Raw genomic sequence first — 26,075 nt, 5'->3', positions numbered from 1 at the left:
GCGAGGGGTGCTCAGGCGCGGGTGAGCGCCACCACACGGGACGCCGCGCGCAGGTACTTCTTGCGGTACCCGCCCTCGAGCATCACGTCGGGGTACACCTGGTCGAGCGGGGTACCCGACGCGACGATGCGCACCTGCGCGTCGTACAGTCGGTCCACCAGGGCGACCCAGCGCAGCGCGTCGGTCTGGTCGGTGAACGCCCGGACGTCGGTGAGCCCGACGGCGTCGAGGTCCTCGACCAGCGCGACGTACTTCGAGGGGTGCACGGAACCCAGGTGCGCGACCACCGCACCGAAGTCGTCGAGCGTCACGGAGCCGGACGGCAGCGCGGCGGGCACGTCGGACACCACCTGCGCCGACTCGTCCACGGCACGTCGGCGGTAGTCGAGGCCGTCGATGCGCATGGTGTCGAAGCGGTCCGACATCGCCTGGATCTCGCGCAGGAAGTCCTGCGCGGCGAAGCGTCCCTCGCCGAGCGCGCCCGGGGGCGTGTTCGACGTCGCGGCGAAGCGGGTGCCGGTCTCGGTCAGTTCCTTGATGAGCCGGGTCATCACCATCGTGTCGCCCGGGTCGTCGAGCTCGAACTCGTCGATGCACACCAGCGCGGTGCCGCGGAGCAGGTCGACCGTGCCCTGGAACCCCAGGGCGCCCACGAGCGCGGTGTACTCGATGAACGTGCCGAAGGTCTTCCGGCCGGTGGCCGCGTGGTAGGCGGCTGCGAGCAGGTGGGTCTTGCCGACACCGAACCCGCCGTCCAGGTACACACCGGACTTCGCCGCCGGTTCCGCCACCTGCTTCCGACGACCGAACAGCCCGCGCCGCGGGGACTCGGCCGGACCGGCGGCCACGAACGCGGCGACGGCATCGCGGACCGAGGCCTGCGAGTCGTAGTCCGGGTCCGGCCGGTACGAGTCGAACGACGCGTCCGTGAACTGCGGCGGGGGCACGAGCGCCGCAGCCATCTGCTGCGGCGTCACCTGGGGATCACGGTCGACGAGGTGAGCGGGCAATCGGGGAACCCTTCCGGGAAGCATGTCGTGGGGTGTCACGTTGCGTCAGGGGCACGGTACGTCCGCGTACCGTTGCCCACAGGCACCGACGCCCGATCCTAGTCCGGCACCGGCAGCACGCACCCGGGCACCAAGCCCGCCCAGCACCACGCTCCCCCGCACCCCTGGAGGTACCCCCGATGACCGCACCGGTCGACCCGTCCGAGAAGTTCGCCGCCTACGCGCACCCGGAGCGCCTCGTCTCCACCGAGTGGCTGCAGGAGCAACTCGACGCCGGGGCCGGCGCGCCCGACCTGCTGGTCGTCGAGTCCGACGAGGACGTCCTGCTCTACGAGACGGGGCACATCCCGGGCGCCGTGAAGATCGACTGGCACACCGACCTCAACGACCCGGTGCAGCGCGACTACATCGACGGCGCCGCGTTCGCCGAGCTCCTCGGTGGCAAGGGCATCGGCCGCGACACCACGGTCGTGATCTACGGCGACAAGAACAACTGGTGGGCGGCGTACGCCCTCTGGGTCTTCACCCTGTTCGGTCACGATGACGTCCGCCTGCTCGACGGCGGTCGCGGCAAGTGGATCGCCGAGGACCGCGCCCTGACCACCGACGAGACCCCGGTCACGCCCGTCCAGTACCCCGTCGTCGAGCGCCACGACGAGCCCGTCCGCGCCTTCAAGGACGACGTCCTCGCGCACCTCGGCAAGCCGCTCATCGACGTCCGCAGCGCCCCGGAGTACAGCGGGGAGCGCACGACCGCGCCCGACTACCCGGAAGAGGGTGCGCTGCGCGGCGGACACGTCCCCACCGCCGTGAACATCCCCTGGGCGACGGCCGCCGCCCCCGACGGCACCTTCAAGACACGCGACGAGCTCGACGCCGTCTACCGCGACGGTGCCGGCATCGGAGACGCCGACGAGGTCATCGCCTACTGCCGCATCGGTGAGCGCTCGAGCCACACCTGGTTCGTCCTGCAGCACCTGCTCGGCTACGACAACGTCCGCAACTACGACGGCTCGTGGACGGAGTGGGGCAGCGCCGTCCGCGTCCCCATCGTGCAGGGATCCGAGCCGGGTACTGTTCCGAACCGATGAACGCCAGCACCGACGCACCACTCCCCACCACCCTCGCCGAGATCCGCGACGACTTCCTCGCCCTGGGCCAGAAGGACCGCCTGCAGCTCCTGCTCGAGTTCTCGAACGAGCTGCCCGCACTGCCCGCACGCCTGCAGGGGCACGAGGACGAGCTCGAACGCGTGGAGGAGTGCCAGTCCCCCGTCTTCATCACCGTGACGGTGGGCGAGGACGGCGACGCCCCGGACGTGGTCCGGATGCACGCCACCGCCCCGCGCGAGGCGCCGACCACCCGCGGCTTCGCCTCGATCCTGGCGCAGGGCCTGTCCGGCCTGACCGTCGAGCAGGTGCTCGCCGTCCCGACGGACTACCCGCTGACCATCGGCCTGTCCGAGGCGGTCAGCCCGCTGCGGATCCGCGGCATGGTGGGCATGCTCGGACGCGTGCAGCGTCAGGTGCAGGCGGCGGTCGCGTAGACGCGACCCGCTGACGGACAGGAGGCGCGGTGCCAGCTGGCACCGCGCCTCCTGTCCGTTGCTCGTTTCGGATGCATGCGGTCCTCTGGCATTTCAGTCGCTGGCCGTGACAGGATGGGCCGGTCAACACCATGGGGGGAATTGACGATGGCGAAGATCCACGGGAACGATCCGACCGGCTACTCGTACGGCGCGGCGGACACGCTCAAATCGGCTTCGACGGCGCTCGCGTCGTCGATCGGCGGCCAGTCCGGATCGCGGTCGTCGTCGGTGACGACCGCGAGTGCGGAGTTCCGGGGGTACTTCTCCGAGGTCTTCGCGGACAACGCCGACATCGGTGCGCGCAGCGCGACGAAGCTCGTCGAGTCGTTGCAGAGCCTGTCGGGGTTCGTGCAGGAACTCCGCGACGCAGCGAAGGACGAGGACGACCGGCGGAAGCAGGCGAAGGCGTGGGACGCCCGCAACCGTGAACGCGAGGAGAACCTCCTCGTCGCTGCCGGGCACGAGGTCTCGACGTGGTTCGGCGGGGGCGACGATCCGAAGCCGCCGGAGCCCGAGCCGGAGCCGCGACTGCAGGCGGAGGAGGTCAGCGTCAAGGGGCGCGAGATCCCCGCGGGTGGTGGGACCAGCGGTGGGACGTCGTCGGCCGTCCCCGACGACCTCCGCTCCTTCGAGGCGAACACCCGGACGCTCGACTCGGACCTGTCGAGCGCCGTCTCCACGTTCCGCAACGCCCTGAGCGACTACGAGGCCGAGTGCAACCCCTGCTGGGGCACCCTGAACGCCCAGTCGCTGCTGACCGCGGTGAACGACTGGCTCACGGCGAACGGGCAGGACGCCGACTGGGCGGGCACCGTCGCCGCGCAGTTCGAGGCCGCCGGTGGTGGTGCCGGGCCCGCGACGCTGTCGGATGCGGCGATCGCGGCCGCCCTGTCCTCGGCGGGGATCGACGCCGGACGTGACGACTTCACCATCGGACCGTTCTCGGCGATGGGAACGCCCCCGACCAACGGGTTCGCCGACGACCCGGTGAACACCGCGACAGGGAACTTCCTCGAGCCCGAGACCGACCTGTCCTTCGCGGGGCAGGCCGCGTCGCTCCGGCTCACCCGGATGTACAACTCGCTCGACGGCCGCATCGGGGTGTTCGGGCTCGGCTGGTCCTCCATCCTCGACATCCGGCTCGAGGTCAGCGACGATGTTGCTTCGGTCGTGCTTGACGACGGTCGGCAGGTCGACTTCCCGCGGGAGGGCGACGGCTGGGACTGCGCGGTCGGCGAAGACCTGTGGCTCCGGGCCGAGGGGAACGCCCTCGTCGTCCAGGACAACGCCGGTGGTCGCTGGGCGTTCACGCGGTCCGGGCTGTGGCTGAGCAGCGATCGCGGACCGGGTACCGAGGTGACGGTGCGGCGTGACGAGCAGGACCGCATCACGCGCCTGTCGCACGTGTTCGGACGGTTCGTCGACGTCGAGTACGCGGGCGACCGCGTGGCGTCGACGACTGCCTCGGACGGGCGACGCGTCGAGTACCACTACGACGACGCCCGCCGGCTGGTCCGGGCGACCGATGCCGTCGGCAGTCGCGGGTACCGCTGGAACGCGGACGGGCTGATCGACCGAGTGACCGCTGCGACGGGGGTCGTCGAGTGCGAGAACACCTACGACGACCGCGGCCGGGTCGTCGAGCAGCGCACACCGTTCGGTCGACAGGTCCGGTTCACGTACCTGCGGGGGCGGGTCACCTCGGTGTCGGACGTCGACGGGGCCCACGCGAACACCTGGATCGCCGACCGGAAGGGACGCGTCGTCGGGATCATCGACACCGACGGGCAGCGTCAGTCGATGTCGTACGACCCGCACGGCAACCTCGTCTCGGTGACCGAGCGCGATGGTCAGGTGACCGTCCACGGGTACGACGAGCGGGGACGGCGCGCCCGGACCGTGACACCGGAGGGCGCCGACCTGACCTTCGGGTACGACGAGCAGGACCGCATGACCACGGTGGTCACCGCGAACGGCGGGGTCGTCGAGTACGAGTACGCGGGCGAGGACCGGAACCCCTCCGTCGTCATCGACCCTGTCGGCGGTCGCACGCTGCTCGAGTGGCGGGACGGCCTGCTCGTGGGGACGACCGATCCGATGGGCGTCGTCGTCTCCTTCCACCACGATGCGTCCGGTGAGCTCATCGGGGTCGAAAACGCCGTCGGTGACACCGCGCAGTTGGTCCGCGACCCCGGAGGCCGGATCATCGAGGCGGCCACACCGCTCGGCAACCGGACCCGGTACCGCTACGACGCCGCCGGACTGCTCACCGCGCGTGAGGACCCGGACGGCGGGCTGTGGCGGTTCGAGCACGGCGACGGCGGTCGGGTCACGGCGACGATCGACCCGACCGGTGCCCGCACCGAGGTCACCTACGGCCAGCACGGCGAGATCGTGTCCACCACGGATCCCCTCGGTCGCGTCGTGACGAAGGACTTCGACGCCTTCGGCAACGTCTCGTCGATGACCCTGCCCGACGGTGCCGAGTGGGCGTTCGTGCACGACGCGCTCTCCCGACTCGAAGCCGTGGTCGACCCGGCCGGCGGCACCTGGAAGCGCGAGTACGACGCGGTCGGAGCCCTCGGTGCCACGGTCGACCCGACCGGTGTCCGCACCGAAGTGCGTCGCTCGCGCGCGGACGGCGTCTCCACGGTTCGCGACGCCTTCGATGCCGTGTCCGTCACGACCGACGAGTTCGGGCGCCCGACCCGGCTCGAGCACACAGACGCCTCCGCCGAACTCACGACGTACGACGCCTGCGGCCGCCCGGTCGAACTCGTCGACGCGGACGGTGGACTCACCAGGATCGAGCGTGACCTGGCCGGACGAGTCGTCGCTGTGACCACTCCGGCGGGCCGCACCACCCGGTACGAGTACGACGCGTGCGGCCGCCCGGTCAGCGCGATCGACCCCGCCGGCGCACGCACCACGCTGACCTACGACGCCGATTCACGGGTCGTTGCGCGCACCCTGCCGACCGGCGAGGTCGCCCGGACCGAGTACGACCGCCAGGGTCGGGTCGTCCACGCCGACGTGCCCGGGGTCGGCACCGCCCGGTACCGGTACGACCGGGTCGGTCGCGTGGTCTCGGCGCGGGACACCCGCTTCGGCCAGCGGACCTTCCGCTACGACGCCGCCGGGCAACTCGTCGCCGCGGTGAACGGGCTCGGCGGCACCACCCGGTACGAGTACGACCAGCGTGGGCGCCTCGTCCGTACCGTCGATCCGCTGGGTGGGGTGACCGTCCGCACGTACACGCAGCTCGACAAGGTGGCCTCGTCCACCGATCAGCTCGGTCGCACGACGACGGCGACCTACGACGCGGCCGGGCGCCAGCTCACCCAGACGGACCCGGACGGGAGCGTCCTGCGGTGGGAGTACGACGCGGCCGGGCGCGAATCCGCGCAGTACGCCGGGGACCGGTTGATCGGCCGCATCGACCGCGATGCGCGTGCTCGCACGGTGACGATCACCGACGAGACCCGTCCGGACTCCCCCGCCACCCACGTCCTCGAGTTCAGCCGACTGGGCCAGCTCGTCCGCCGTGCCACCGGCGCGCGCGAGACCCGGTGGACCCACGATGCCGACGGACTCCGCACCTCGGTGCAGTCCCCGGACGGGTCCACGACCCGGTACGAGCACGACGCGGCAGGGCGGGTCGTCCGGGTCGAGCACTCGGTCTTCGGCGAGGCCCGGTACGAGCACGACGCGGCAGGGCGACTCCTGCAGGCCCGCGCCGGCGATCAGCTGCAGACCTGGGAGTACGTGAACGGACACGTGGTCCGGCACGCGCGCATCGACGCGGAGGGCACGCAGGTCAGCACGGTCGCACGCGACGCCGATGGGCGGATCACCCGGGTCGACGGCGCCGGCGCCGGGAAGAGCGTCTCCTACGAGCACGACGATGCCGCACAGCTCGTGGCCGCCGTCCACGAGGGTGGTCGCACGGACTGGGTTTACGACGCGGCGGGGCGTCTGGTCGAGGAACGGACGGACTCCGGGGCCCGACGGTTCACGTACGACGCCGCCGGACAGCTGGGCAGGGTCGACGCTCCGGACGGATTGCCCGAAGTGGAGTACGCCTACGACGGCGCTGGTCGTCGGGTGCAGGCGCTCCGAGCCGACGGCGTGACGACCACGTACGGCTGGACCCCGCAGGGTCACCTCACCGGGGTGGCGGAGTCCACCGCGGCAGGCAGCACCACAACCGACCTGCAGGTCGACGCCCTCGGTGAACTCGCCGATGTCGACGGCGTCCCGATCGACTGGGACACCGCCGCGTTCGCGCCGACGCTCCTCGCTGTCGGTGACGAGCCGGTGCTCCGCGCTCCCGGCGGCCTGATCGGGGTGGACGACCGCTGGATCACCAGCGGTCGACGCACGACCAGAGCAGCCGACGAAGCCGACCCGTGGCAGACGCTCGTCGACCTCGGCGGCTCCGGTCTGCCGGGCGGGGTCGCCCTCGGCGCCGACGGTTCGCTGCAGGTCGCCGGCCTGGAGTGGATGGGTGCTCGCGCCTACGACTCGTCGTCGCGCGGCTTCCTGTCCGTCGACCCGATCAGCGCGCCCGCCGGAGCAGCCTGGGCCGGCAACCCGTACTCGTTCGCCGGCAACGATCCGCTGCACGCCATCGACCCGCTCGGTCTCGCGCCCGTCACCGACGCGGAGCTGGAGGCCTACGCGGCAGCCGAACAGGGTCCGCTCGCCCGGGCCGCTGCAGCCACCGGTGACTGGTTCGCGGACAACTGGGAGTACGTCGCCGGCGGTGCCATGGTCGTTGCGGGCGGGGTGCTCGTCGCCACCGGCGTCGGCGGTCCGGTCGGCATGATGCTGATCAGCGCCGGTGCCGACACCATCATCCAGAAGGCCACCACCGGCGAGGTCAACTGGGGCCAGGTCGCCGTCAGCGGGGCCTTCGGTGCCGTCGGCGGTGGCGCCGGAGCCCTGATCGGCAAGCAGCTGGTCAAGAACGCAGCAGAAGGTGCGGCGGAGAACGTCGCGAACTACGCGGTGAGTGGCCAGCCGGTGACCCCCGGCGACCTGCTCCGGAACGCTGCCGAGGGTGCGGCGACGTCGGCGGCCACCGGCGGCACGATGTCGAAGGTCCACCTGCCGACGTCCGTGGCGAAGCTCGGCGACGAGACGCCGGTACCACCGGGCATCATCTACCGGCGCACGGACATCACCGACGGCCTGAAGCCCTACATCGGACAGACCAAGAGTGAAGACCACTTCCTCCTGCGCCAGGCCGCTCACGCACGAGAACACCCGGATGCGGCGTTCAGATTTGAGAGGATCGACAGGGGGCACCCGGGAGTCGACCTGGACCGTCGAGAAGAGTTCCACATTCGCAACGAAGGCGGACCCACGAACAAGGGCAACCCGGATGGCGGCCTGTCCAACAAGCGCCACCAGATGAGCGACAAGCGTTACGACGCGGCAGGAGGAAGCCCGTATTGAGTACGAAACAGCAGGTCTACAGGGTCTCGATCGGCGACATCTTCACAGTGCCCCTCGGCGACGGCAGGGCTGCCCTCGGACAAGTGATCGGCAAGTACAGGAGTTCGTTCTACGTCGTCGTCTTCGATCTGGTCGTTCCTGAAGATGCAGTTCAGAGCCTCGACCTCAGCGAGGTGGCCGCAACTCCGCCACTCCTGGCCCGGATGACGTTCGACGCCCGATTCCGACCGGGGATGTGGCAGATAGTGGGCAACCGCGCTCCGGATCAGGCACGTTTCCTGCCCGCCTACAGCTTCGGATCAGACGACTACGACGGAGTCCGGGTGACGAACTTCGACGGAACGAGAATGCGCCGGGCAACGGGACAGGAGGCTACCCAGGTCCCGCGGCTCACGATCGATTCCCCGATCGTCCTCGAGAAGGCGGTTCGTGCTCACTTCGGTCTGGAACCGTGGCTCCCGGCCTACGACGAAGTTCGATATCGTCCAACTCCTACGTCGTCCGAATTGTTCGGCGACTAGCAGTCCGTGAACGACGATCCTGAATCAACCAGGGAGATCATGATCTGGATGAGGAAGAGGAACGTCGACAGTCTTGAACTTCCGGGGTTCACAGATGCGACGCGGAATGAACTCCGCCGGCCCTCTGTCGTCGGCTCCGCGCAGATTTCGGACGAGTGAACGATCGTGACCCGTGACACGGCAGACCCCACCGGGGGCGCGATGACCGTTGAGCGCGCGGGCACGCTCGACCTCATAGGCGTCGACTTCCGGCTTGAGCTGGGGTTCGGCAACGGCTACCGCGTCCAGCTCGAATCCGAGTGCACCGTCACCGACCTGTCCGGAAGCACCGCGGTCGTCGATCCCGACCGCAAGGACTCACTGCTCCCGGTCCTGCGGCTGTTCGGTGCCGAGCTCGTTCGGAGTTCGACAGAGAACGGCGTACTGACGCTGATCTTCGACGGCGGGGACACCCTCGTCGCCGGTCCCGATGCCGAGTTCGAGTCCTGGCAGGTCTCCGGGCCGAAGGGTCGCCCGGCCCGCACCGAGCCGCCGACCGGAAGCACGGGCACGGGCACGGGCACGGGCACGGAAGGAGATCGAGGATGAGCGGCGTTCCGCGCCAGCCCTTCGCGCTGGACATCGCCGGCGACACCGTCGACCTCATCAGCATCGGACCAGACGTGACGATCCGCTTCTCGAGCGGTGCTTCGCTCCGGTTCGAGACCGACTTCGCGCTGACAGGCTCTGACGGGGAGCACGCGTTCCTCGATCCCGGCGACAAACCGTCCCTGCTCGACCTCCTTGCCCTGCACAACAAGGTCGTCTCGGACGGTGCAGTCACGGGCGCGCGGATCGCCATCCGGTTCGCCTCGGGTGAGTTGCTCGAGGGCTGGTCGAACCGCCGAGGTCCGTCCTGGCACTACAGCGAACCGGGGCGCGCACGAGTGGACATCGACGTTCTGCCCGACGGCGAGGTCCGGTACCGACACAGCCCGTCGTCCGCGGAGATCAGACGGTGACGGACGCGCCCCCGGCCATCTCGATCCACCATCTCCGAGCGGTCACCAACGGAACGACTGTGGACCTGCCAGATCGTGTCGTCGAGGTCCTCGCCGCAGTGGGATCGGACGCGCAAGTGCTCGTCTCCGACGTGTCCGCACGCTCGTTCGCAGCGGTCATCCGGAGGAGCTATTCGACAAAGCAGCCGAACCTCGTAGCGTTCATCGACCCACTCGAAGCCCTCGGGGACGAGCTCGTCCTGATCTGTCAGGTCGAGCACGGCGATGAACTCGTGACGGTCGTGTTGCGCGCGACGGACCGAACGCTCGTGGCGGCCACGGCGATCGACCGATCCGTCGGACTCGTCCACATCACCGTCCAGGAGCTGTGCTCGCGCCTGCGCACATCAGACGCCCCGGGGGCCGAACTGGCGCTCGAGGTGGCATCGCAGTGCGCGGCCGAGGAACGGCTCCGTGTCTTCGATCAGGGCGCGCTGGCGACGGCACGGACCTTCCTGACGAAGTACACGATGGCCGCCGAGAAGGGCTTCGACGTCCGCGGACTCGACGGGTTCGCCCGTGCGCTCGTGCCGCTCGGCGACGAGCAGCCGGGGTTCTGCATCGTGCAGGCTGACACATGGGTCGGATTCACGGCGTTCACGCCCGGCAGGACCGACGTCCTCGCTGCCATGAGCGTGGGCGGCCTCTCGCCCCAGACCGAGACGACCGAGGAGACCGGATGACCACGACATTGCCGAACGACCTCGAGATGGTCACGTACACGATCCCCGCTGATCACATCGTGCTGCCCGATCTGGTCCAGTTCTCCTCAGAGCTCGATTCACCCGGGCTCGTCTGGGTCCTCACGACGCTGTACGCCATCACGTCCCCTGCTCAACCAGGTCCACCTGCCGACAGCGGTGAACAAGCTCGGCGACGAGCTCCCGACGCCCTTCGAAGCTCAGAAGATCTACCGTGTCTACGGCGGAGATGCTCAGGCGACCGGTGCCTCATGGACGCCTTCCCACCCTGGTTCTGTTGCCAACCACCGCGACGTCGCAGGGCTACCGTCAAGGAAGACTGAGCCCGGTCACAGCGTGAACTCGGGGCAGTTCCTGCTCGAAGCAACGTTGCGCGACTCCCTCCCCAACGGCAGCGGCATCGATCCGGAGAACTGACATGCAAGAAGTTTTCTTTCTCTCGTCCATGGACAGCAAGCGGTTCTCGTCCGTCTTCCGGTGCGAAGTGGAACGACCGATCGAGCTCCCGAACGGTCACCATGCGCTGATGGTCACCTGCGATCCCCCGCTGAACGGTCAGGAGCTCGGCCACCCGCTGGGCGTCGGGGAGCTGTTGCTCTGGGGTCGCTTCGAAGACGAAGACCTCTGGACCTTCCCCGCCTTCCCGCACTTCGTGCAGATCTGTCTCCCTGACGTCGATCTGCCTGTCCATGCCATGCCTCCGAGCATCGCATGGGGCGAGATCTACAAGACCGAGGCAGACGCGCACGCCCACGAGATGAGCGCTCGCCCGCGCTCCTCGACGAAGTGATCGATCTGGTCGGCAAGCTCCGGCAGACTCGCGAACCGCCCGACGAGGCAGCAGGAAGCGCCTCGAACGGAGCGATCGCCGGACCACCCGCTTCGTGAGCAGGAATGGTCGGATGTCGGACGGCAACCCGACCATTCCTGGTCACCAAGCGACCGAACGGACGCAACGACGGACGGGAGGCGCGGTGCCAGCTGGCACCGCGCCTCCCGTCCGCCCTTCGGTCGCGTCTACCGCGCGCTGGCCGCCCCGCGCCGCTGGACCACCTCGGTCAGCCACGCGAGGATCCGGGCGTCGAACCAGTCGGCGTCGTGGTTCCAGAGCTTGGTGTGCCGGGCCGTGGTCTGGATCTCGAGCCGGACCAGGTCGGGCCGTGCGCGGGCCAGGTCGTGCGAGGCCGAGGACGGCACGAACCCGTCGTCGTCGCTGTGCAGCAGCAGGATCGGCACCGTGAGCTCGTCGGAGCGCGTGACCATGTCGAGCTCGCGCAGGTCCACAGGAGCCTGGAGCCCGGCGAGCCGGTGCAGCACGGGCGTGCGGAGCAGCCGCTGCGCGACCTTGCGCACCGGACGTGGCAGGCGCAGTAGCTGGCTCTGCGACTTCAGGACGGCGTGCCAGTCGACCACCGGGGACTCCAGCACCACCCCGTCGACCAGGCCGGCGAAGCGCGAGCGGAGCAGGGTCTGCAGCACGACGGCGCCGCCCATCGACCAGCCCATGAGCACGACGCTCTGGGCGTCCTGCGCGGTGAGCCAGCGGAGGACGGAATCGACGTCCTCCCACTCGGTGCTGCCGAGGCCGTAGCGGCCGTCGACGCTCGGCGGGGCGACGCCGTCGTTCCGCCACGAGGCGAGCACGACCGAGTAGCCGGCGGCACGGAAGACGGGGACGGCGCGGATCGTCTCGGCACGCGTGACGCCACGGCCGTGCACGAGGACGGCCCAGGGCGCTGCCGGGTCGTCGGCGCGGACGACCCACGCGGGAGCCGGGCCGTTCGGGGTGGGGATGTCGACGTCCTCGACGGGCACGTCGAGTTCGCCGGGGGTCAGGTAGAACCAGCCGCCCCAGCGACCGCGACGTGCGGCGGTCGGGTCGCCGGCGTCGATCGCGATGATGCGGCGCGTGACGGTGGTGTCGGTCGTGCCGAGGACCTCGCCGACGCGCATGTGGCCGGTGCCGCCGCCGAACCAGAGCGAGTAGCGGCCCTGCAGCTCGGTGTCGGCCGTGCGCTCGATCGTGACGGTCTTCCGGACGGGGTCGACGGCGTGGATCGGGACGCGTTCGTTGCGCTTGCGGTCGGGGGTGACGACGGCGCGGGCGACGGCGGCGACGAAGCCACCGATGACGGCCGTCCCCACCGCGGCAGCTGCCAGACCGGCGCCGAGTGCGATGAACCCGGCCGATCGAGCGGTCTCCTGGACGACGTCCTCGGCGGGTCGCGCGGATCGGGACATGGCCCGGAGCCTAGTCTGCATGTGTGTCCGAAACCCGAGAGCCCGACGCCTTCGCGCGGCTCCGCGCGTTCGTGTCCGGCGGCAGCGGCCGTGCCGAGACCACCGTCACCGAGATCCCCTCGCCGACCCGGATCGCACCGTTCTCGATCGCCATGGCGGCGGACGTGTCCGGCACCACGCACGGCGTCGAGTCGGACCTGGGCACCGGCCGGTTCATCGCCCTGTACGACCCGGAAGAACCCGAGGGCTGGGGCGGTGCGTTCCGTGTCGTCTCGTTCGCCCAGGCCCCGCTCGAGCCGGAGATCGGCGTCGACGAGTTCGTCGCCGACGTCACCTGGAGCTGGCTCGTCGACGCGCTCGAGTCGCACGGTGCGACGTACGACCACGCCTCGGGCACGGCCACCAAGATCATCTCGCGCGGGTACGGCGATCTCGCCGCACAGGGCGACGGCGCCCAGCTGGAACTCCGCGCGTCGTGGACACCACGCGGCGACGACCTCACCGCACACGTCCGGGCCTGGCAGGACATCGTCGCCATGCTCGCCGGTCTGCCTCCCGCATCGGACGGCGTGACCCTGCTGGCCCCGAGGAGGCTCGCCAAGTGACCGACCCCGCTCCCCAGGACGCCGCTGGATCGACCGGCCCGGCTGCGCCCGCAGCCACGGCTGCCGGTTCGACTGCTCCGGCCGCCGCCGTCGGCCCGACTGCCGCCGCCGCCGGCCCCGCCTTCGAGGCGTCGCACGACGCCGTCAAGGTCATCGACACGCGCGAGGACTACCTCGAGGCGGTCGCCGCCATCGCCGCCGGCCACGGCCCCGTCGCGGTCGACGCCGAGCGCGCCAGCGGCTACCGCTACTCGCAGCGCGCCTACCTGATCCAGGTGTTCCGCCGCGGTGCCGGTGCGTTCCTGTTCGACCCGATCCCGATCGGCGACTTCTCGGAGCTGCAGGCCGCCATCGTCGACGAGGAGTGGCTGTTCCACGCCGCCTCGCAGGACCTGCCGTGCCTGCAGGAGGTCGGCCTCGTCCCGACGCGGATCTTCGACACCGAGCTCGGCGCCCGGATCGCCGGGTTCCCCCGCGTCGGCCTCGGCGCCGTCGTCGAGCAGCTGCTCGGCATCACCCTGGCCAAGGCGCACTCGGCCGCCGACTGGTCGACCCGTCCCCTGCCGCAGTCGTGGCTCGTGTACGCGTCGCTCGACGTCGAGCTGCTGCCCGACCTCCGCGACGCCCTCGCCGAGAAGCTCGACGAGGCGGGCAAGACCCGGATCGCGCAGGAGGAGTTCGACGCGGTCCTGCACCGTGCGCCGAAGCCCGCCCGTGCCGAGCCCTGGCGTCGGCTGTCCGGCATGCACGCGCTCCGTGGTGCGCGAGCACTGGCGATCGCGCGGTCGCTCTGGCTCGCCCGCGACGAGTACGCCCGCCAGGCGGACATCGCCCCCGGGCGCACGATCCCCGACTCGGCGATCGTCGCCGCCGCGGCCGCGGCACCCGAGTCCCGCGCCGAACTCGGTGCGCTGAAGACGTTCACGGGCCGCGCCAGCCGTTCCGAGCTCGACCGCTGGTGGGCCGCCATCGAGGAAGGCCGCACCACCGAGGACCTCCCCCGTCTGCGCGGTGCCGGCGAGGCGACGCTGCCCCCGCCCCGCGCCTGGGCGGACCGCAACCCGGCCGCCGACCGCCGGTACAAGGCCGCGCGCGCCGCGGTGACGAAGCGTGCCGAGGAACTCGACATCCCGCTCGAGAACCTGCTCACGCCGGAGACGCTCCGGCTCGTGTCGTGGGCCCCGCCGTCGCCCGTGTCGACCGAGCTGGTCGGAGCCGCCCTCGCCGAGCACGACGCCCGCCCGTGGCAGGTCGAGGAACTCGCGTCGATCATCGCGTCGGCCTTTGTCGCTGCTGCACAGCGGCCCGCGGCGACGGACGACGACGAGTCGTAGGAACTGCCCAACCGGCATGCGGCCGCCCAGGCTGGGGGCATAGCGTCGGGAGGGTCGCCGGGCGAGGCCCGGCCAGGCCGGAGCGACCTGCGTTCCGGCCCGATCGATGAGGATCTGGGAGGCCCGGATTGCCAAAGGCATCAGACGTCGTGTTCGTGGACGGCGTTCGCACACCGTTCGGACGAGCCGGCGAGAAGGGGGTGTTCTGGAAGACCCGGTCCGACGACCTCGCGGTGCACGCGATGCGCGGACTGCTCGACCGGAACGCCTTCGACACCGCAGCAGTGGACGACGTCGCCGTCGCGGCCACCACGCAGCAGGGTGACCAGGGGCTGACGCTCGGGCGCACGGTCGGCATGCTCGCGGGCCTGCCGAAGTCGGTTCCCGGCTACGCGATCGACCGCATGTGTGCCGGTGCCATGACGAGCGTCACGACGCTCGCCGGCGCCATCGCCTTCGGCGCCGCCGACATCGCGATCGCCGGTGGTGTCGAGCACATGGGCCGGCACCCGATGGGCTTCAACGCCGACCCGAACCCGCGCTTCGTCGCGGAGCGCATGGTCTCGAGCGACGCGCTCGTCATGGGCGCCACCGCCGAGCGCCTGCACGACCGCTTCCCCGCGATCACGAAGGACCGCACGGACGCCTACGCCGTCCAGTCCCAGCAGCGCTACGCCGCCGCCTGGGCGAACGGCAAGCTCCAGCCGGACGTCATCCCGGTCGAGGTCAACAAGGGCGACGGCTGGGACGTCGTCAGCACCGACGAGCCGCCGCGGCCGGGGACCACCCTGGAGGCGCTGGCCGCGTTGAAGACGCCGTTCCGGCCCCACGGACGGGTCACCGCCGGCAACGCCGCGGGTCTCAACGACGGTGCCACCATGAGCCTGCTCGCGTCCGAGGACGGCGCGAAGCAGCACGGGCTCTCGACGAAGATGCGCATGGTCTCGTTCGCCTTCGCCGGCGTCGAGCCCGAGGTCATGGGCGTCGGCCCGGTCCCCGCGACCGACAAGGCCCTGTCGAAGGCCGGCCTGTCGATCGACGACATCGGCCTGTTCGAGATCAACGAGGCGTTCGCCGTCCAGGTGCTCGCCTTCCTCGACAACTACGGCATCGCCCAGGACTCCCCGAACGTGAACGCCTGGGGCGGCGCGATCGCCGTCGGCCACCCGCTCGCGTCGAGTGGTGTCCGGCTGATGAACCAGCTCGCCGCACAGTTCGCCGAGCGACCGGACGTCAAGTACGGCATCACCACGATGTGCATCGGACTCGGCCAGGGCGGCACCGTCATCTGGGAGAACCCGAACCACAGCAAGTCGGCCGAGCGTTCGGCTCGGAAGGGGGCGTGACCATGACCATCGTCGACAACGACCGACTGGCCGAACTCAGCGAGGACGAGGTCGTCACGCACTCGTTCGTCAAGCACGTCACGATGCCCTCTGGTGGCACGCTGGCGCTCATCACGCTCGACAACGGCAAGGACTACAAGCGGCCGAACACCCTCGGACCCCGCACGCTCCGTGAGCTGGCCGGTGTGCTCGACACCCTGAAGACCGAGGCCGCCGCCGGCACGATCCAGGGCGTCGCCATCACCGGCAAGGAGTACTGCTTCGCCGCCGGTGCCGACCTGTCCCAGGCAGCGGCGGTCCCGTCGCGCGAGGCCGCCCACGACCTGGCCGCCCTCGGGCACGCCACGCTCCGCAAGTTCGCCGACCTCGGGGTGCCGTCGTTCGCGTTCGTGAACACCCTGGCGCTCGGCGGTGGGCTCGAGATCGCCCTGCACTGCACCTACCGGGCGTTCTCGTCCGCGGCGCAGGGCATCGGCCTGCCCGAGGTGTTCCTCGGCATCATCCCCGGCTGGGGCGGCGCGACGCTGCTCCCCCGCCTGATCGGCCCGGAGCGCGCGCTCCGCGTCATCGTCGAGAACCCGCTCAAGAACAACCGTCTGATGGACGGCCCGGCCGCGGTCGAGATCGGCATCGGCGACGTGCTCGTCCCGTCCGTCACGTTCCTGCCCTCGGCCGTGGCCTGGGCGGACGGCGTCATCACCGGCACGACCAAGGTGGTGCGGAAGAACGAACCGGGCATGCTCGAGAAGGCTGCCTGGGGCACCGTCGTCAAGGTCGCCCGCGGACAGGTCGCGTCGAAGATCGGCACCGTGCCGAAGTCGCCGTTCCGGGCGCTCGACCTCGTGGCCGCCGCCAAGTCGGGCTCGCTCGACGAACGGTTCGCCGACGAGGACGAGGCCCTCGCCGACCTCATCTCGGGCGACCAGTTCGCCGCGTCGATGTACGCCTTCGACCTCGTGCAGAAGCGTGCGAAGAAGCCCGTCGGCGCTCCCGAGGGCGTCGAACCGAAGAAGATCACGAAGGTCGGCGTCCTCGGCGCCGGGCTGATGGCGTCGCAGTTCGCGCTGCTGTTCGCCCGACGCCTGGGCGTCCCCGTCGTGATCACCGACGTCGACCAGTCCCGCGTCGACGCCGGCGTCGAGCGGATCCGCGGCGAGGTCGCGAAGCTGCTCGACAAGGGCCGGATCTCCCCCGACGACGCGAACCGCATCACCGCACTCGTCAGCGGCTCGGTGTCCTACGACGCCTTCGCCGACGCCGACTGGGTGATCGAGGCCGTCTTCGAGGAGATGACCGTCAAGCAGGAGGTCCTCCGGAAGATCGAGCAGGTCATCGCGCCGGACGCCATCCTCGCCACGAACACGTCGTCGCTCTCCGTCGACGAGATGGCGTCGGTGCTCACCAACCCGGAGCGGCTCGTCGGCTTCCACTTCTTCAACCCGGTCGCGGTCATGCCGCTGCTCGAGGTGGTGCGCGCGGCGAAGACCTCGGACGAGGCCCTCGTCACCGCCCTCGCCGTCGCGAAGACCCTGAAGAAGACCGCGATCATCACCGCGGACCAGCCGGGCTTCGTCGTCAACCGGGTGCTCGCCCGGGTGCTCGGCGAGGCGATGCGCGGCGTCGAAGAGGGCACCTCGTTCGACACCGTCGCCCAGGGTGCCGCACCGCTCGGCCTGCCGATGTCACCGTTCGAGCTGCTCGAGCTCGTCGGGCTGCCGGTCGGCGCGCACGTGCTCGACTCGCACCACGCGGCCTGGCCGGAGCGCTTCTACCCCGGCGACGGCCTGAAGAAGATCGCCGAGCACGGGACGATCCTGACCCGCGACAAGAAGGGCAACGCGACCGGGTACGACCCCGCCGCCGTGAAGCTCGTCGCGCCGTCCAAGAAGGATGCGAAGCCGGTCGACGCCGCCGAGATGCAGCGCCGGTTCGAGGACGCCCTGGCCGACGAGCTGCACCGCATGCTCGAGGACCGGGTCGTCGAGCACGTCGAGGAGATCGACCTCGGGCTCATCCTCGGTGCGGGCTACCCGTTCCAGGCCGGTGGGATCAGCCCGTACCTCGACCGCTCCGGTGCGTCCGAGCGCGTCTTCGGCGGCACGTTCCACGAGCCCCGGATCGTCGGCCCCGCTTCCCGCTAGAGCCGACTCGGTCTCGAAGGCGGCACCGCCGCACAACCAAAGTCACCCCAAACCGCGGATCGCCGTGGTTCGGGGTGACTTTGGTTGTGCGGCGCCGAGGCGCGCCACCGTCTCCGACAGCAGCCCGGACGTCAGCCGCCGACGCAGTCGTTGCTGCCACTGAAGCACGGCGGCACCGACGGCCGGGGTGCCGGCGGCTCGGGCGGCTCGTTGTCGTACGACGTGAAGTAGTCGGCGCTGTGCGTCACGACGAGGACGTAGTCCGCCCCGCTCGCCCGCACGGCGTCGTCTCGCCGGTCGACGCCGAGTCCCGGTGCGGACTGCACGACGGACGACCCGTCCGGCTGCCACAGTCCGAGTGACTGGTCCCAACCGCGGACCCGGACGACGGCGAACCGGTCCTGGCCGACATCGCTGCCGAGTGCGATCGACTGCCGCCCACCGACATCGACCAAGGACGGTGTCGATCCGTCCGGCCGGATCGCCTGCGCTACGAGGTCCTCGTCGGTCAGGCCGCCCGCACGAAGCGCTGGGCCGACGGCGCGGACCGCATCGACCGGTGTGGTGGCACCGTCGATCGTGTAGACCACTCCGGCGTCGATCCGGCACGTGGTTCCTGCAGCGGGCTGGAAGAAGCCGGAGTTGCTCGCGTGCCCGCAGGAGTCGGTCCAGGTGACATCGACCCGGTGGACCGCTTCCCCGCCATCCCAGTCGATCACGCGAAGCATCGTCTGTCTGGCACCGACCCGGGCATCAGCACCGAGCTCCGGCGCGACCGAACCGTCGCTCATCGCCGAACACCCCGAAGTCAGCGCCAACACGGCGAGGCAGAGCCCCACCGTCATCGTCCTGAGCCCCCGTCGCATGTGGCGATCCTGCCAGACGTCCCCGTGGCACATGCCCCTCGCGGCATGGCAGCACGGCGGCAAGGCGGCCTCCCACCGAACCAGGTTCCGGACACAGCACCGCGGAGGAACGTGGTGCCGTGTCCGGAACCTGGTTCCGAACGGTCAGCCGGCCGCGGCCGAGCCGTCAGCGGTCGGACGCCGCCGACTCGCGGGAGCGCGCGGGCTTCGCCTGCGGCAGCTTCGTCCCGACGACCTGGTCGATGACGTCACGGGCGATGGCCTGCGCCGTCAGCCCCGCGTCGGCGAGGATCTGGGACCGGGTCGCGTGGTCGATGAACGCGTCGGGCAGCCCGAGCTCGTTCACCCCGGTGTCGACCCCGGCGGCGCGCAGGTCCTGCCGCAGCCGGGTCCCGACGCCGCCGACCCGCACGCCGTCCTCGATGGTGATCACGAGTCGGTGCGTCCGCGACAGGTCGATCAGCGACGTCGGGATCGGCACCACCCAGCGCGGGTCCACGACGGTGACGCCGATGCCCTGCGCCTCGAGCAGCGCCGCGGCCTCGAGTGCCACCGGCACCATCGACCCGACGGCGACGAAGAGCACGTCCTCGACGTCGTCCGCGGCGGCGTGCAGGACGTCCACACCATCGGAGATCCGACGGACCGCGGGGATGTCCGGTCCGACCTGCCCCTTCGACCACCGCAGCACGGTCGGGGCGTCGTCGACGGCGATCGCCTCACGGAACTCCTCGCGCAGGGTCGCAGCATCGCGGGGCGCGGCGATCCGGATCCCCGGCACGACCTGCAGCAGCGCGAGGTCCCACATGCCGTGGTGCGAGGGGCCGTCCGGGCCGGTGATCCCGGCACGGTCGAGCACGAACGTCACGCCGGCCTTGTGCAGGGCGACGTCCATCAGCACCTGGTCGAACGCACGGTTCAGGAACGTCGCGTAGAGCGCCACGACCGGGTGGAGGCCCCCGTACGCCAGGCCCGCGGCGGTCGTCACGGCGTGCTGCTCGGCGATGCCGACGTCGTAGACCCGGTCGGGGTGCTGCTCCTGGAACAGGTGCAGTCCGGTCGGTCGGAGCATCGCCGCCGTGATCGCGACGATCCGCGGATCCGAGGCGCCGGCATCGGCCAAGGAGGACGCGAACACCGAGGTCCACGACGGCCCCGATGCGGCGTCGAGCGACTCCCCCGTCTCCGGGTCGATGTGTCCGACGGCGTGGAACTGGTCGGCCTGGTCGCGCAGCGCGGGCTCGAAGCCGTGGCCCTTCTCGGTGATCGCGTGCACGATCACGGGAGCGCCGTACTCCTTGGCCTGCCGGAGTGCTGCCTCCATCGCCTGCTGGTCGTGCCCGTTCACCGGGCCGATGTACTTGATGTCGAGGTTCGAGTACAGCGCCTCGTTGTTCGTCAGCCGCGACAGGAAGCCGTGCAGGCCCCCGCGCATGCCCCGGTACACCGCACGACCCGGAGCGCCGAACCGGGCCGCCACGGCCTGCGTGCCCTCGTACAGGGCCCGGTACTCGCGGCGGGTGCGCACGGAGCTCAGGAACCGGGCCATGCCACCGATCGTCGGGGCGTACGAGCGGCCGTTGTCGTTGACGACGATGACCAGTCGACGGTCGTTGTCGTCGGAGATGTTGTTGAGCGCCTCCCACGTCATGCCACCGGTGAGGGCACCGTCCCCGACCACCGCGACGACGGTGCGGTCGGTCTGCCCGGTCTGCCCGAACGCGCGGGAGATGCCGTCGGCCCACGACAGCGACGACGACGCGTGCGAGGACTCGACGATGTCGTGCTCGGACTCGCTCCGCTGCGGGTAGCCGGCGATGCCGCCGCGTTCGCGCAGCTTCGAGAAGTCCTGGCGCCCCGTGACGAGCTTGTGCACGTACGACTGGTGCCCGGTGTCGAAGACGAACGGGTCGTTGGGCGAGTCGAACACGCGGTGCATCGCGAGCGTCAGCTCCACGACGCCCAGGTTCGGCCCGAGGTGCCCACCGGTCTTCGCGACCTCGGCGACCAGGAAGCGCCGGATCTCGGCGGCGAGGTCGGTCATCTGCGCGTCGGAGAGACGCTTCAGGTCGCGCGGCGACGTGATGCTGGCGAGCAGGCTCACGGGCGCTCCTTTCGTGGGGCTGTCGGCCCACTCTATGCGCGTGGGGACAGAACGGACTGGAGGCGCGGTGCCAGCTGGCACCGCGCCTCCAGGCAGTATCCGGGTCGCGTCAGACGAGCGAGCGGAGCACGTACTGCAGGATGCCGCCGTTGCGGTAGTAGTCGGCCTCGCCGGGGGTGTCGATGCGGACCACCGCGTCGAACTCGATCGGCTGCTTGCCGGCCGGCGAGTGCTCACTCGGCGTCGCGGTGACGTGCACCGTCTTCGGGGTGCGGCCCTCGTTCAGCTCGGTCAGCCCGGAGATCGAGACGACCTCGGTGCCGTCGAGTCCGAGGGACTCGACCGTCTCGCCCGCCGGGAACTGCAGCGGGACGACGCCCATGCCGATGAGGTTCGAGCGGTGGATCCGCTCGAAGCTCTCGGTGATGACCGCACGGACACCGAGCAGGTTCGTGCCCTTGGCCGCCCAGTCGCGGGACGAACCGGAGCCGTACTCCTTGCCACCGAAGATGACGAGCGGAATGCCCTGCTCCTGGTAGTGCTGCGAGGCGTCGTAGATGAACGACTGCGCACCGTCCGGCGTCGTGAAGTCGCGGGTGTAGCCGCCCTCCACGCCGTCGAGCAGCTGGTTGCGCAGACGGATGTTCGCGAACGTGCCGCGGATCATGACCTCGTGGTTGCCGCGACGCGAGCCGTAGGAGTTGAAGTCCTTGCGGTCGACGCCGTGCTCGGCGAGGTACTGGCCGGCGGGGCTGTCGGCCTTGATCGAACCGGCCGGCGAGATGTGGTCGGTCGTGACCGAGTCGCCGAGCTTCGCGAGCACCCGGGCGCCGGAGATGTCCGACACCGCGTCGGGCTGCATCGTCATGCCCTCGAAGTACGGGGGCTTCCGGACGTAGGTCGACTCCTGGTCCCACTCGAAGGTGTCACCGGTCGGGGTCGGCAGGTTCTTCCAGCGGTCGTCGCCCTCGAACACGGAGCCGTACTCGTGGGTGAACATCTCGGTGTCGATCGACTCGTCGATGACCTGCTGCACCTCGGCCGCGTCGGGCCAGATGTCGGTCAGGTAGACGTCGTTGCCGTCCTGGTCGGTGCCGAGGGCGTCCTTGTCGAAGTCGAAGTGCATCGACCCGGCGAGGGCGTAGGCGATGACCAGCGGCGGGGACGCCAGGTAGTTCATCTTGACGTCGGGGTTGATCCGGCCCTCGAAGTTGCGGTTGCCCGAGAGCACCGCGGTGACGGCGAGGTCGTTGTCCTGCACGGCCTGCGAGATCTCCTCGGGCAGCGGGCCCGAGTTGCCGATGCAGGTGGTGCAGCCGTAGCCGACCGTGTAGAAGCCGAGCTGCTCGAGGTAGGTGGTGAGACCGGCCTTCTCGTAGTAGTCGGTGACGACCTTCGACCCGGGCGCGAGGGTGGTCTTCACCCAGGGCTTCGCGGTGAGGCCCTTCTTCGCGGCGTTCCGGGCGAGGATGCCGGCGGCCATCATGACCGACGGGTTCGACGTGTTCGTGCACGAGGTGATCGCAGCGATCGCGACGGCACCGTGGTCGATCGTGAACGGGTCGGCCCCGTCCATCGCGACCTTCGTCGGCGCCGAGGCGGTCGACGGTGCGCTCGACACGTGCACGTGCTCGTGCAGCGCCGTGTCCTCGTTGGTCGAACCGGCGGCGATCGGGTCGGAGGCCGGGAACGTCTCCTCGACCGCGTCGTCGAGGTCGGTCTGCTCGGACGGCGTCGTGTAGTTGTTCAGGTCGAGCTCGAACTGGCTCTTCGCGTTCGTGAGCTCGATGCGGTCCTGCGGACGCTTCGGGCCCGAGATGGACGGCACGACCGTGGAGAGGTCGAGCTCCATGTACTCGGAGTAGTTCGGCTCGACCGAGGCGTCGTGCCACAGGCCCTGGGCCTTGGAGTACGCCTCGACCAGCGCGATCTGTGCCTCGTCGCGACCGGTCAGCCGCAGGTAGTCCAGCGTGACGTCGTCGACCGGGAAGATCGCCGCCGTCGAACCGAACTCGGGCGACATGTTACCGATGGTGGCGCGGTTGGCGAGCGGGACGGCGCCGACGCCCTCGCCGTAGAACTCGACGAACTTGCCGACGACGCCGTGCTTGCGGAGCTCCTGCGTGATGGTGAGCACCACGTCGGTCGCGGTCACGCCGGCCGGGATCTCACCGGAGAGCTTGAAGCCGACGACCTTCGGGATGAGCATCGACACGGGCTGGCCGAGCATCGCGGCCTCGGCCTCGATGCCGCCGACGCCCCAGCCGAGCACGCCGAGGCCGTTCACCATCGTGGTGTGCGAGTCAGTGCCGACCAGGGTGTCCGGGTACGCGTAGGTCTCGCCGTCGAAGTCACGCGTGTAGGTGACCTTCGCCAGGTACTCGATGTTGACCTGGTGGACGATGCCGGTGCCCGGCGGGACGACCTTGAAGTCCTCGAACGCGGTCTGGCCCCAGCGGAGGAACTGGTAGCGCTCACCGTTCCGCTCGTACTCCAGGTCCGTGTTGCGCTGCAGGGCGTCCGTGCTGCCGAACAGGTCGGCGATGACGGAGTGGTCGATGACCATCTCGGCCGGGGACAGCGGGTTGATCTTGTTCGGGTCGCCGCCGATGTCCGCCATGGCCTCGCGCATGGTGGCGAGGTCGACGATGCACGGCACACCCGTGAAGTCCTGCATGACGACGCGTGCCGGCGAGAACTGGATCTCGGTGTCGGGCTCCGCGTCGGGCCGCCAGGAGCCGAGCGCCCGGATCTGTCCCTCGGTGACGTTCTTGCCGTCCTCGGTGCGGAGGAGGTTCTCGAGCAGCACCTTCAGGCTGTAGGGCAACTTCTCGTGCCCGGGAACCGAGTCGATCCGGTGGATCGCGTAGTCGACACCCCCAACCGACAGTGTGTCCTTCGAGCCGAAGCTATTGACTGCAGCCACCGTGCCGCCTCCCTACTGATCGGTTTGCCCTCATCCTCGCGGGCCGTGGACCGTCCCACCAGCAAGGCAAACCTAATCCCGAGGACGCGTGCGCGCCCTGCGAGAACTATCTTGATGTCGAGAGAACTCTACACCGGGGCGACGTCGTCGCGTCGGACGAACACGGTGCGGACCAGCAGCCAGGTCACCCAGAGCACGGCCGCGTACAGCGGCACGCCGAGGATGAGCTTCAGCCCGGCGAGCAGTTCGACCTGTGCCGTCAGGTACAGCGGGACCTCCACCGCGAGCCGGACCGCGAACAGTCCGACCCAGATCCAGGTGGCGACCGTCAGCACGCGGCGCTTGACGGGGTCGGCGCGCCAGTCGACGTGCGAGCCGTCCTCGTTCGCTGGCAGCAGGAAGCCGACGACGAGTCCGATCAGCGGCCAGCGGATCGCCAGCGTGATCAGCAGCCCGACGAGCCAGACGGCGTTGATGACGATCCCGGGGATGAAGTTGCTCTCTGCGCGGCCGGTGATGAGCGCCAGGCCGGCCGAGACCGCGACGCCGAGGATGCCCGCGAACGACATCGTCACCGACTGCCGCTGCAGCAGCCGGAGCACCACGAAGACGAGCCCGACGGCCACCGGGATCACGACGCTCGGCACGAGCTCCTTCGTGATCGCGTAGACGACCAGGAACGCGAACCCGGGCAGCACCGACTCAGCGAGGCCGCGCACCCCGCCGACCGCGCCGAGGAGCGCCCGGCCGGACGGTGCCTCACCGGGTGCCACGCGGGCGATGCCGGCGTTCTGCACGGCGTCACGGAACTGCGCGGAGAACGACGGCGCCACCGAGGGCTCAGCCGCCGGCGTCGCCGATGACTCAGCCGCCGGACCAGCGGGGTCGGAGCCAGCCGTCTCGGGTCGTGGGGTGTCGTCGTGGTCCGGCACCGTGCCTCCAGGCGGGGTTGGTCGTCAGTCGGTCAGATCGCGGTCTGCGTCGACTTGGGCATGTGCAGCGGGATGAGGTCGCGCGGCGGCATCGGCGTCGTGCCGCGCACGACGACGACGCTGCGGAACAGCTCCTCGATCTCGCTCGCGTCGTCGGGCTGCTCGGCGGCCTTGCCGGCGATCACGCCGCGCAGGAACCAGCGCGGGCCGTCGACGCCGACGAAGCGGGCCGGGCGGGAGCCGGCGGTGCCGCCGTCGCCGTCAACGGCGACCGGGACCGACGCGCGGAGTTCGGGGCCGAACGGGCCGTCGACCTCGGTCACGACACCACCCTGGCGCTCGATCTGCTCGGCGATCTGCGCGCGGATCTCGTGCCAGAGGCCGGTCGAGCGCGGTGCTGCGAACGGCTGGACCTGCAGCGTGGACTCGTCGTAGTCGAGCCCGACCGCGACGACGCGCTGCGAGCCCTCCTCGACCTCGAGGCGCAGGTGCAGGCCCTCGCGCGGGAGCACCTTCACCCCGCCCAGGTCGACGTAGGGGCGGACCAGGTTCGCCTCGGTCTCGTCGTGGGGGCCGTTCTCGGCCCGGTCCTCCGGAGCGGACTTGTCCGTCGGGGCGACCGCGTCGACCTCGTCGAGGTCCGCGTCGGCATCCGTCGCGATGTCGACCTCGGGGGACGTGTCCGCGACCTCGATGTCGTCGGCGACGGCGTCCGCCACCTCGACCTCGTCCCGCTTGCGTCGGCCGAACTTCATGCGCGCGTTCCTTCCTGAGCGTCTGCGGCGGCACCGGTCACGGCGTCGCTCCGGTCACCGTAGCCCGACGAGCCGAACCCGCCCTGTCCGCGGACGCTGTCCGGCAGCTCGTCGACCCGGGTGTAGGTCACCTGCGGCACCGGCATCACGATCAACTGGGCGATCCGGTCGCCGACGTGCACCTCGTACGGTTCCGTCTGGTCGGTGTTGAGGAGGGCGACCTTGATCTCCCCGCGGTAGCCGGAGTCGACGGTGCCGGGGCTGTTCACGATCGTGATGCCGTGCTTCGCCGCCAGGCCGCTCCGCGGGACCACGAACGCGGCGTAGCCCTCGGGCAGCGCGATGCGCAGCCCCGTGGCGGCCAGGTGTCGCTCCCCCGGCTGCAGCACGAAGGCCTCGGTGGAGACGAGATCGGCACCCGCGTCGCCGGGGTGGGCGTGGCCGGGAGCGTGCTCCCCGGTCCAGAGGACGTCGACTGGTTCGGTCACGTGACGAGGGTAGTGCA

Annotated in this window: 20 protein-coding genes; 12 read left to right on the top strand and 8 right to left on the bottom strand. The window is 70.3% G+C overall.

What is annotated here, in order from left to right; all coding sequences use genetic code 11:
• Window positions 1-11 precede the first annotated feature (11 nt).
• Window positions 12-1,034, bottom strand: a complete 1,023-nt coding sequence (gene zapE / locus DEI96_RS08720) for a cell division protein ZapE (RefSeq protein WP_111022820.1) — start codon at window positions 1,032-1,034, stop codon at window positions 12-14.
• 155 nt (window positions 1,035-1,189) lie between these two features.
• Here zapE and DEI96_RS08715 point away from each other — a divergent pair, with 155 nt between their 5' ends.
• From DEI96_RS08715 to DEI96_RS08680, 8 genes are all read left to right on the top strand, one after another.
• The gene (locus tag DEI96_RS08715) at window positions 1,190-2,101 is read left to right on the top strand and encodes a sulfurtransferase (protein ID WP_111022819.1); all 912 of its coding nucleotides are present in this window, start codon (window positions 1,190-1,192) and stop codon (window positions 2,099-2,101) included.
• Window positions 2,098-2,556: a SufE family protein gene (locus DEI96_RS08710; protein ID WP_111022818.1), complete on the top strand. Its 459-nt coding sequence runs from the start codon at window positions 2,098-2,100 to the stop codon at window positions 2,554-2,556. Before DEI96_RS08715 ends, DEI96_RS08710 begins: the two co-directional genes overlap by 4 nt.
• 147 nt (window positions 2,557-2,703) lie before the next feature.
• Window positions 2,704-8,058: a DUF6531 domain-containing protein gene (locus DEI96_RS08705; protein ID WP_181440487.1), complete on the top strand. Its 5,355-nt coding sequence runs from the start codon at window positions 2,704-2,706 to the stop codon at window positions 8,056-8,058.
• Window positions 8,055-8,579, top strand: coding sequence for an Imm26 family immunity protein (locus tag DEI96_RS08700; protein ID WP_111022816.1), 525 nt, complete (start codon window positions 8,055-8,057; stop codon window positions 8,577-8,579). Before DEI96_RS08705 ends, DEI96_RS08700 begins: the two co-directional genes overlap by 4 nt.
• A 165-nt stretch (window positions 8,580-8,744) precedes the next feature.
• The gene (locus DEI96_RS08695; RefSeq protein WP_111022815.1) at window positions 8,745-9,167 is read left to right on the top strand and encodes a DUF6188 family protein; all 423 of its coding nucleotides are present in this window, start codon (window positions 8,745-8,747) and stop codon (window positions 9,165-9,167) included.
• Window positions 9,164-9,580: a DUF6188 family protein gene (locus tag DEI96_RS08690; RefSeq protein ID WP_017886112.1), complete on the top strand. Its 417-nt coding sequence runs from the start codon at window positions 9,164-9,166 to the stop codon at window positions 9,578-9,580. Before DEI96_RS08695 ends, DEI96_RS08690 begins: the two co-directional genes overlap by 4 nt.
• Window positions 9,581-9,639: 59 nt before the next feature.
• Window positions 9,640-10,302: a hypothetical protein gene (locus tag DEI96_RS08685; RefSeq protein WP_111022814.1), complete on the top strand. Its 663-nt coding sequence runs from the start codon at window positions 9,640-9,642 to the stop codon at window positions 10,300-10,302.
• 436 nt (window positions 10,303-10,738) lie between these two features.
• Window positions 10,739-11,110, top strand: a complete 372-nt coding sequence (locus DEI96_RS08680; RefSeq protein ID WP_056068480.1) for a hypothetical protein — start codon at window positions 10,739-10,741, stop codon at window positions 11,108-11,110.
• Window positions 11,111-11,337: 227 nt separating this feature from the next.
• Here DEI96_RS08680 and DEI96_RS08675 read toward each other — a convergent pair whose 3' ends face one another.
• Window positions 11,338-12,561: an alpha/beta fold hydrolase gene (locus DEI96_RS08675; protein WP_146247938.1), complete on the bottom strand. Its 1,224-nt coding sequence runs from the start codon at window positions 12,559-12,561 to the stop codon at window positions 11,338-11,340.
• Between the two features lie 23 nt (window positions 12,562-12,584).
• Between DEI96_RS08675 and DEI96_RS08670 the strand changes: the two genes are divergently transcribed.
• From DEI96_RS08670 to DEI96_RS08655, 4 genes are all read left to right on the top strand, one after another.
• Window positions 12,585-13,166, top strand: a complete 582-nt coding sequence (locus DEI96_RS08670; RefSeq protein WP_181440486.1) for a DUF3000 domain-containing protein — start codon at window positions 12,585-12,587, stop codon at window positions 13,164-13,166.
• Window positions 13,163-14,500: an HRDC domain-containing protein gene (locus tag DEI96_RS08665; RefSeq protein WP_258372755.1), complete on the top strand. Its 1,338-nt coding sequence runs from the start codon at window positions 13,163-13,165 to the stop codon at window positions 14,498-14,500. Before DEI96_RS08670 ends, DEI96_RS08665 begins: the two co-directional genes overlap by 4 nt.
• Window positions 14,501-14,628: 128 nt before the next feature.
• A complete protein-coding gene (locus DEI96_RS08660; RefSeq protein WP_027465475.1) occupies window positions 14,629-15,846 on the top strand; it encodes a thiolase family protein in 1,218 nt (405 codons plus the stop codon).
• Window positions 15,847-15,848: 2 nt separating this feature from the next.
• Window positions 15,849-17,987, top strand: coding sequence for a 3-hydroxyacyl-CoA dehydrogenase NAD-binding domain-containing protein (locus DEI96_RS08655; protein WP_111022812.1), 2,139 nt, complete (start codon window positions 15,849-15,851; stop codon window positions 17,985-17,987).
• Window positions 17,988-18,118: 131 nt separating this feature from the next.
• Here the strand turns inward: DEI96_RS08655 and DEI96_RS08650 are convergent, their stop codons facing one another.
• From DEI96_RS08650 to dut, 6 genes are all read right to left on the bottom strand, one after another.
• The gene (locus tag DEI96_RS08650; RefSeq protein WP_146246879.1) at window positions 18,119-18,706 is read right to left on the bottom strand and encodes a hypothetical protein; all 588 of its coding nucleotides are present in this window, start codon (window positions 18,704-18,706) and stop codon (window positions 18,119-18,121) included.
• A 313-nt stretch (window positions 18,707-19,019) separates the two neighbouring features.
• Window positions 19,020-20,957, bottom strand: coding sequence for a 1-deoxy-D-xylulose-5-phosphate synthase (gene dxs / locus DEI96_RS08645; protein ID WP_111022810.1), 1,938 nt, complete (start codon window positions 20,955-20,957; stop codon window positions 19,020-19,022).
• A 109-nt stretch (window positions 20,958-21,066) separates the two neighbouring features.
• On the bottom strand, window positions 21,067-23,883 hold the full coding sequence (acnA, locus tag DEI96_RS08640; protein WP_027465472.1) for an aconitate hydratase AcnA: 2,817 nt from the start codon (window positions 23,881-23,883) through the stop codon (window positions 21,067-21,069).
• A 128-nt stretch (window positions 23,884-24,011) separates the two neighbouring features.
• Window positions 24,012-24,815, bottom strand: a complete 804-nt coding sequence (locus DEI96_RS08635) for a DUF3159 domain-containing protein (protein ID WP_111022809.1) — start codon at window positions 24,813-24,815, stop codon at window positions 24,012-24,014.
• A 32-nt stretch (window positions 24,816-24,847) separates the two neighbouring features.
• The gene (locus tag DEI96_RS08630) at window positions 24,848-25,570 is read right to left on the bottom strand and encodes a DUF3710 domain-containing protein (RefSeq protein ID WP_027465470.1); all 723 of its coding nucleotides are present in this window, start codon (window positions 25,568-25,570) and stop codon (window positions 24,848-24,850) included.
• Window positions 25,567-26,058, bottom strand: a complete 492-nt coding sequence (gene dut / locus DEI96_RS08625) for a dUTP diphosphatase (RefSeq protein ID WP_111022808.1) — start codon at window positions 26,056-26,058, stop codon at window positions 25,567-25,569. Before dut ends, DEI96_RS08630 begins: the two co-directional genes overlap by 4 nt.
• Between the last annotated feature and the right edge of the window lie 17 nt (window positions 26,059-26,075).

Source organism: Curtobacterium sp. MCLR17_031, assembly GCF_003234775.2.
GTDB lineage: Bacteria > Actinomycetota > Actinomycetes > Actinomycetales > Microbacteriaceae > Curtobacterium > Curtobacterium flaccumfaciens.
This window is presented reverse-complemented; position numbering and strand designations above follow the sequence as displayed.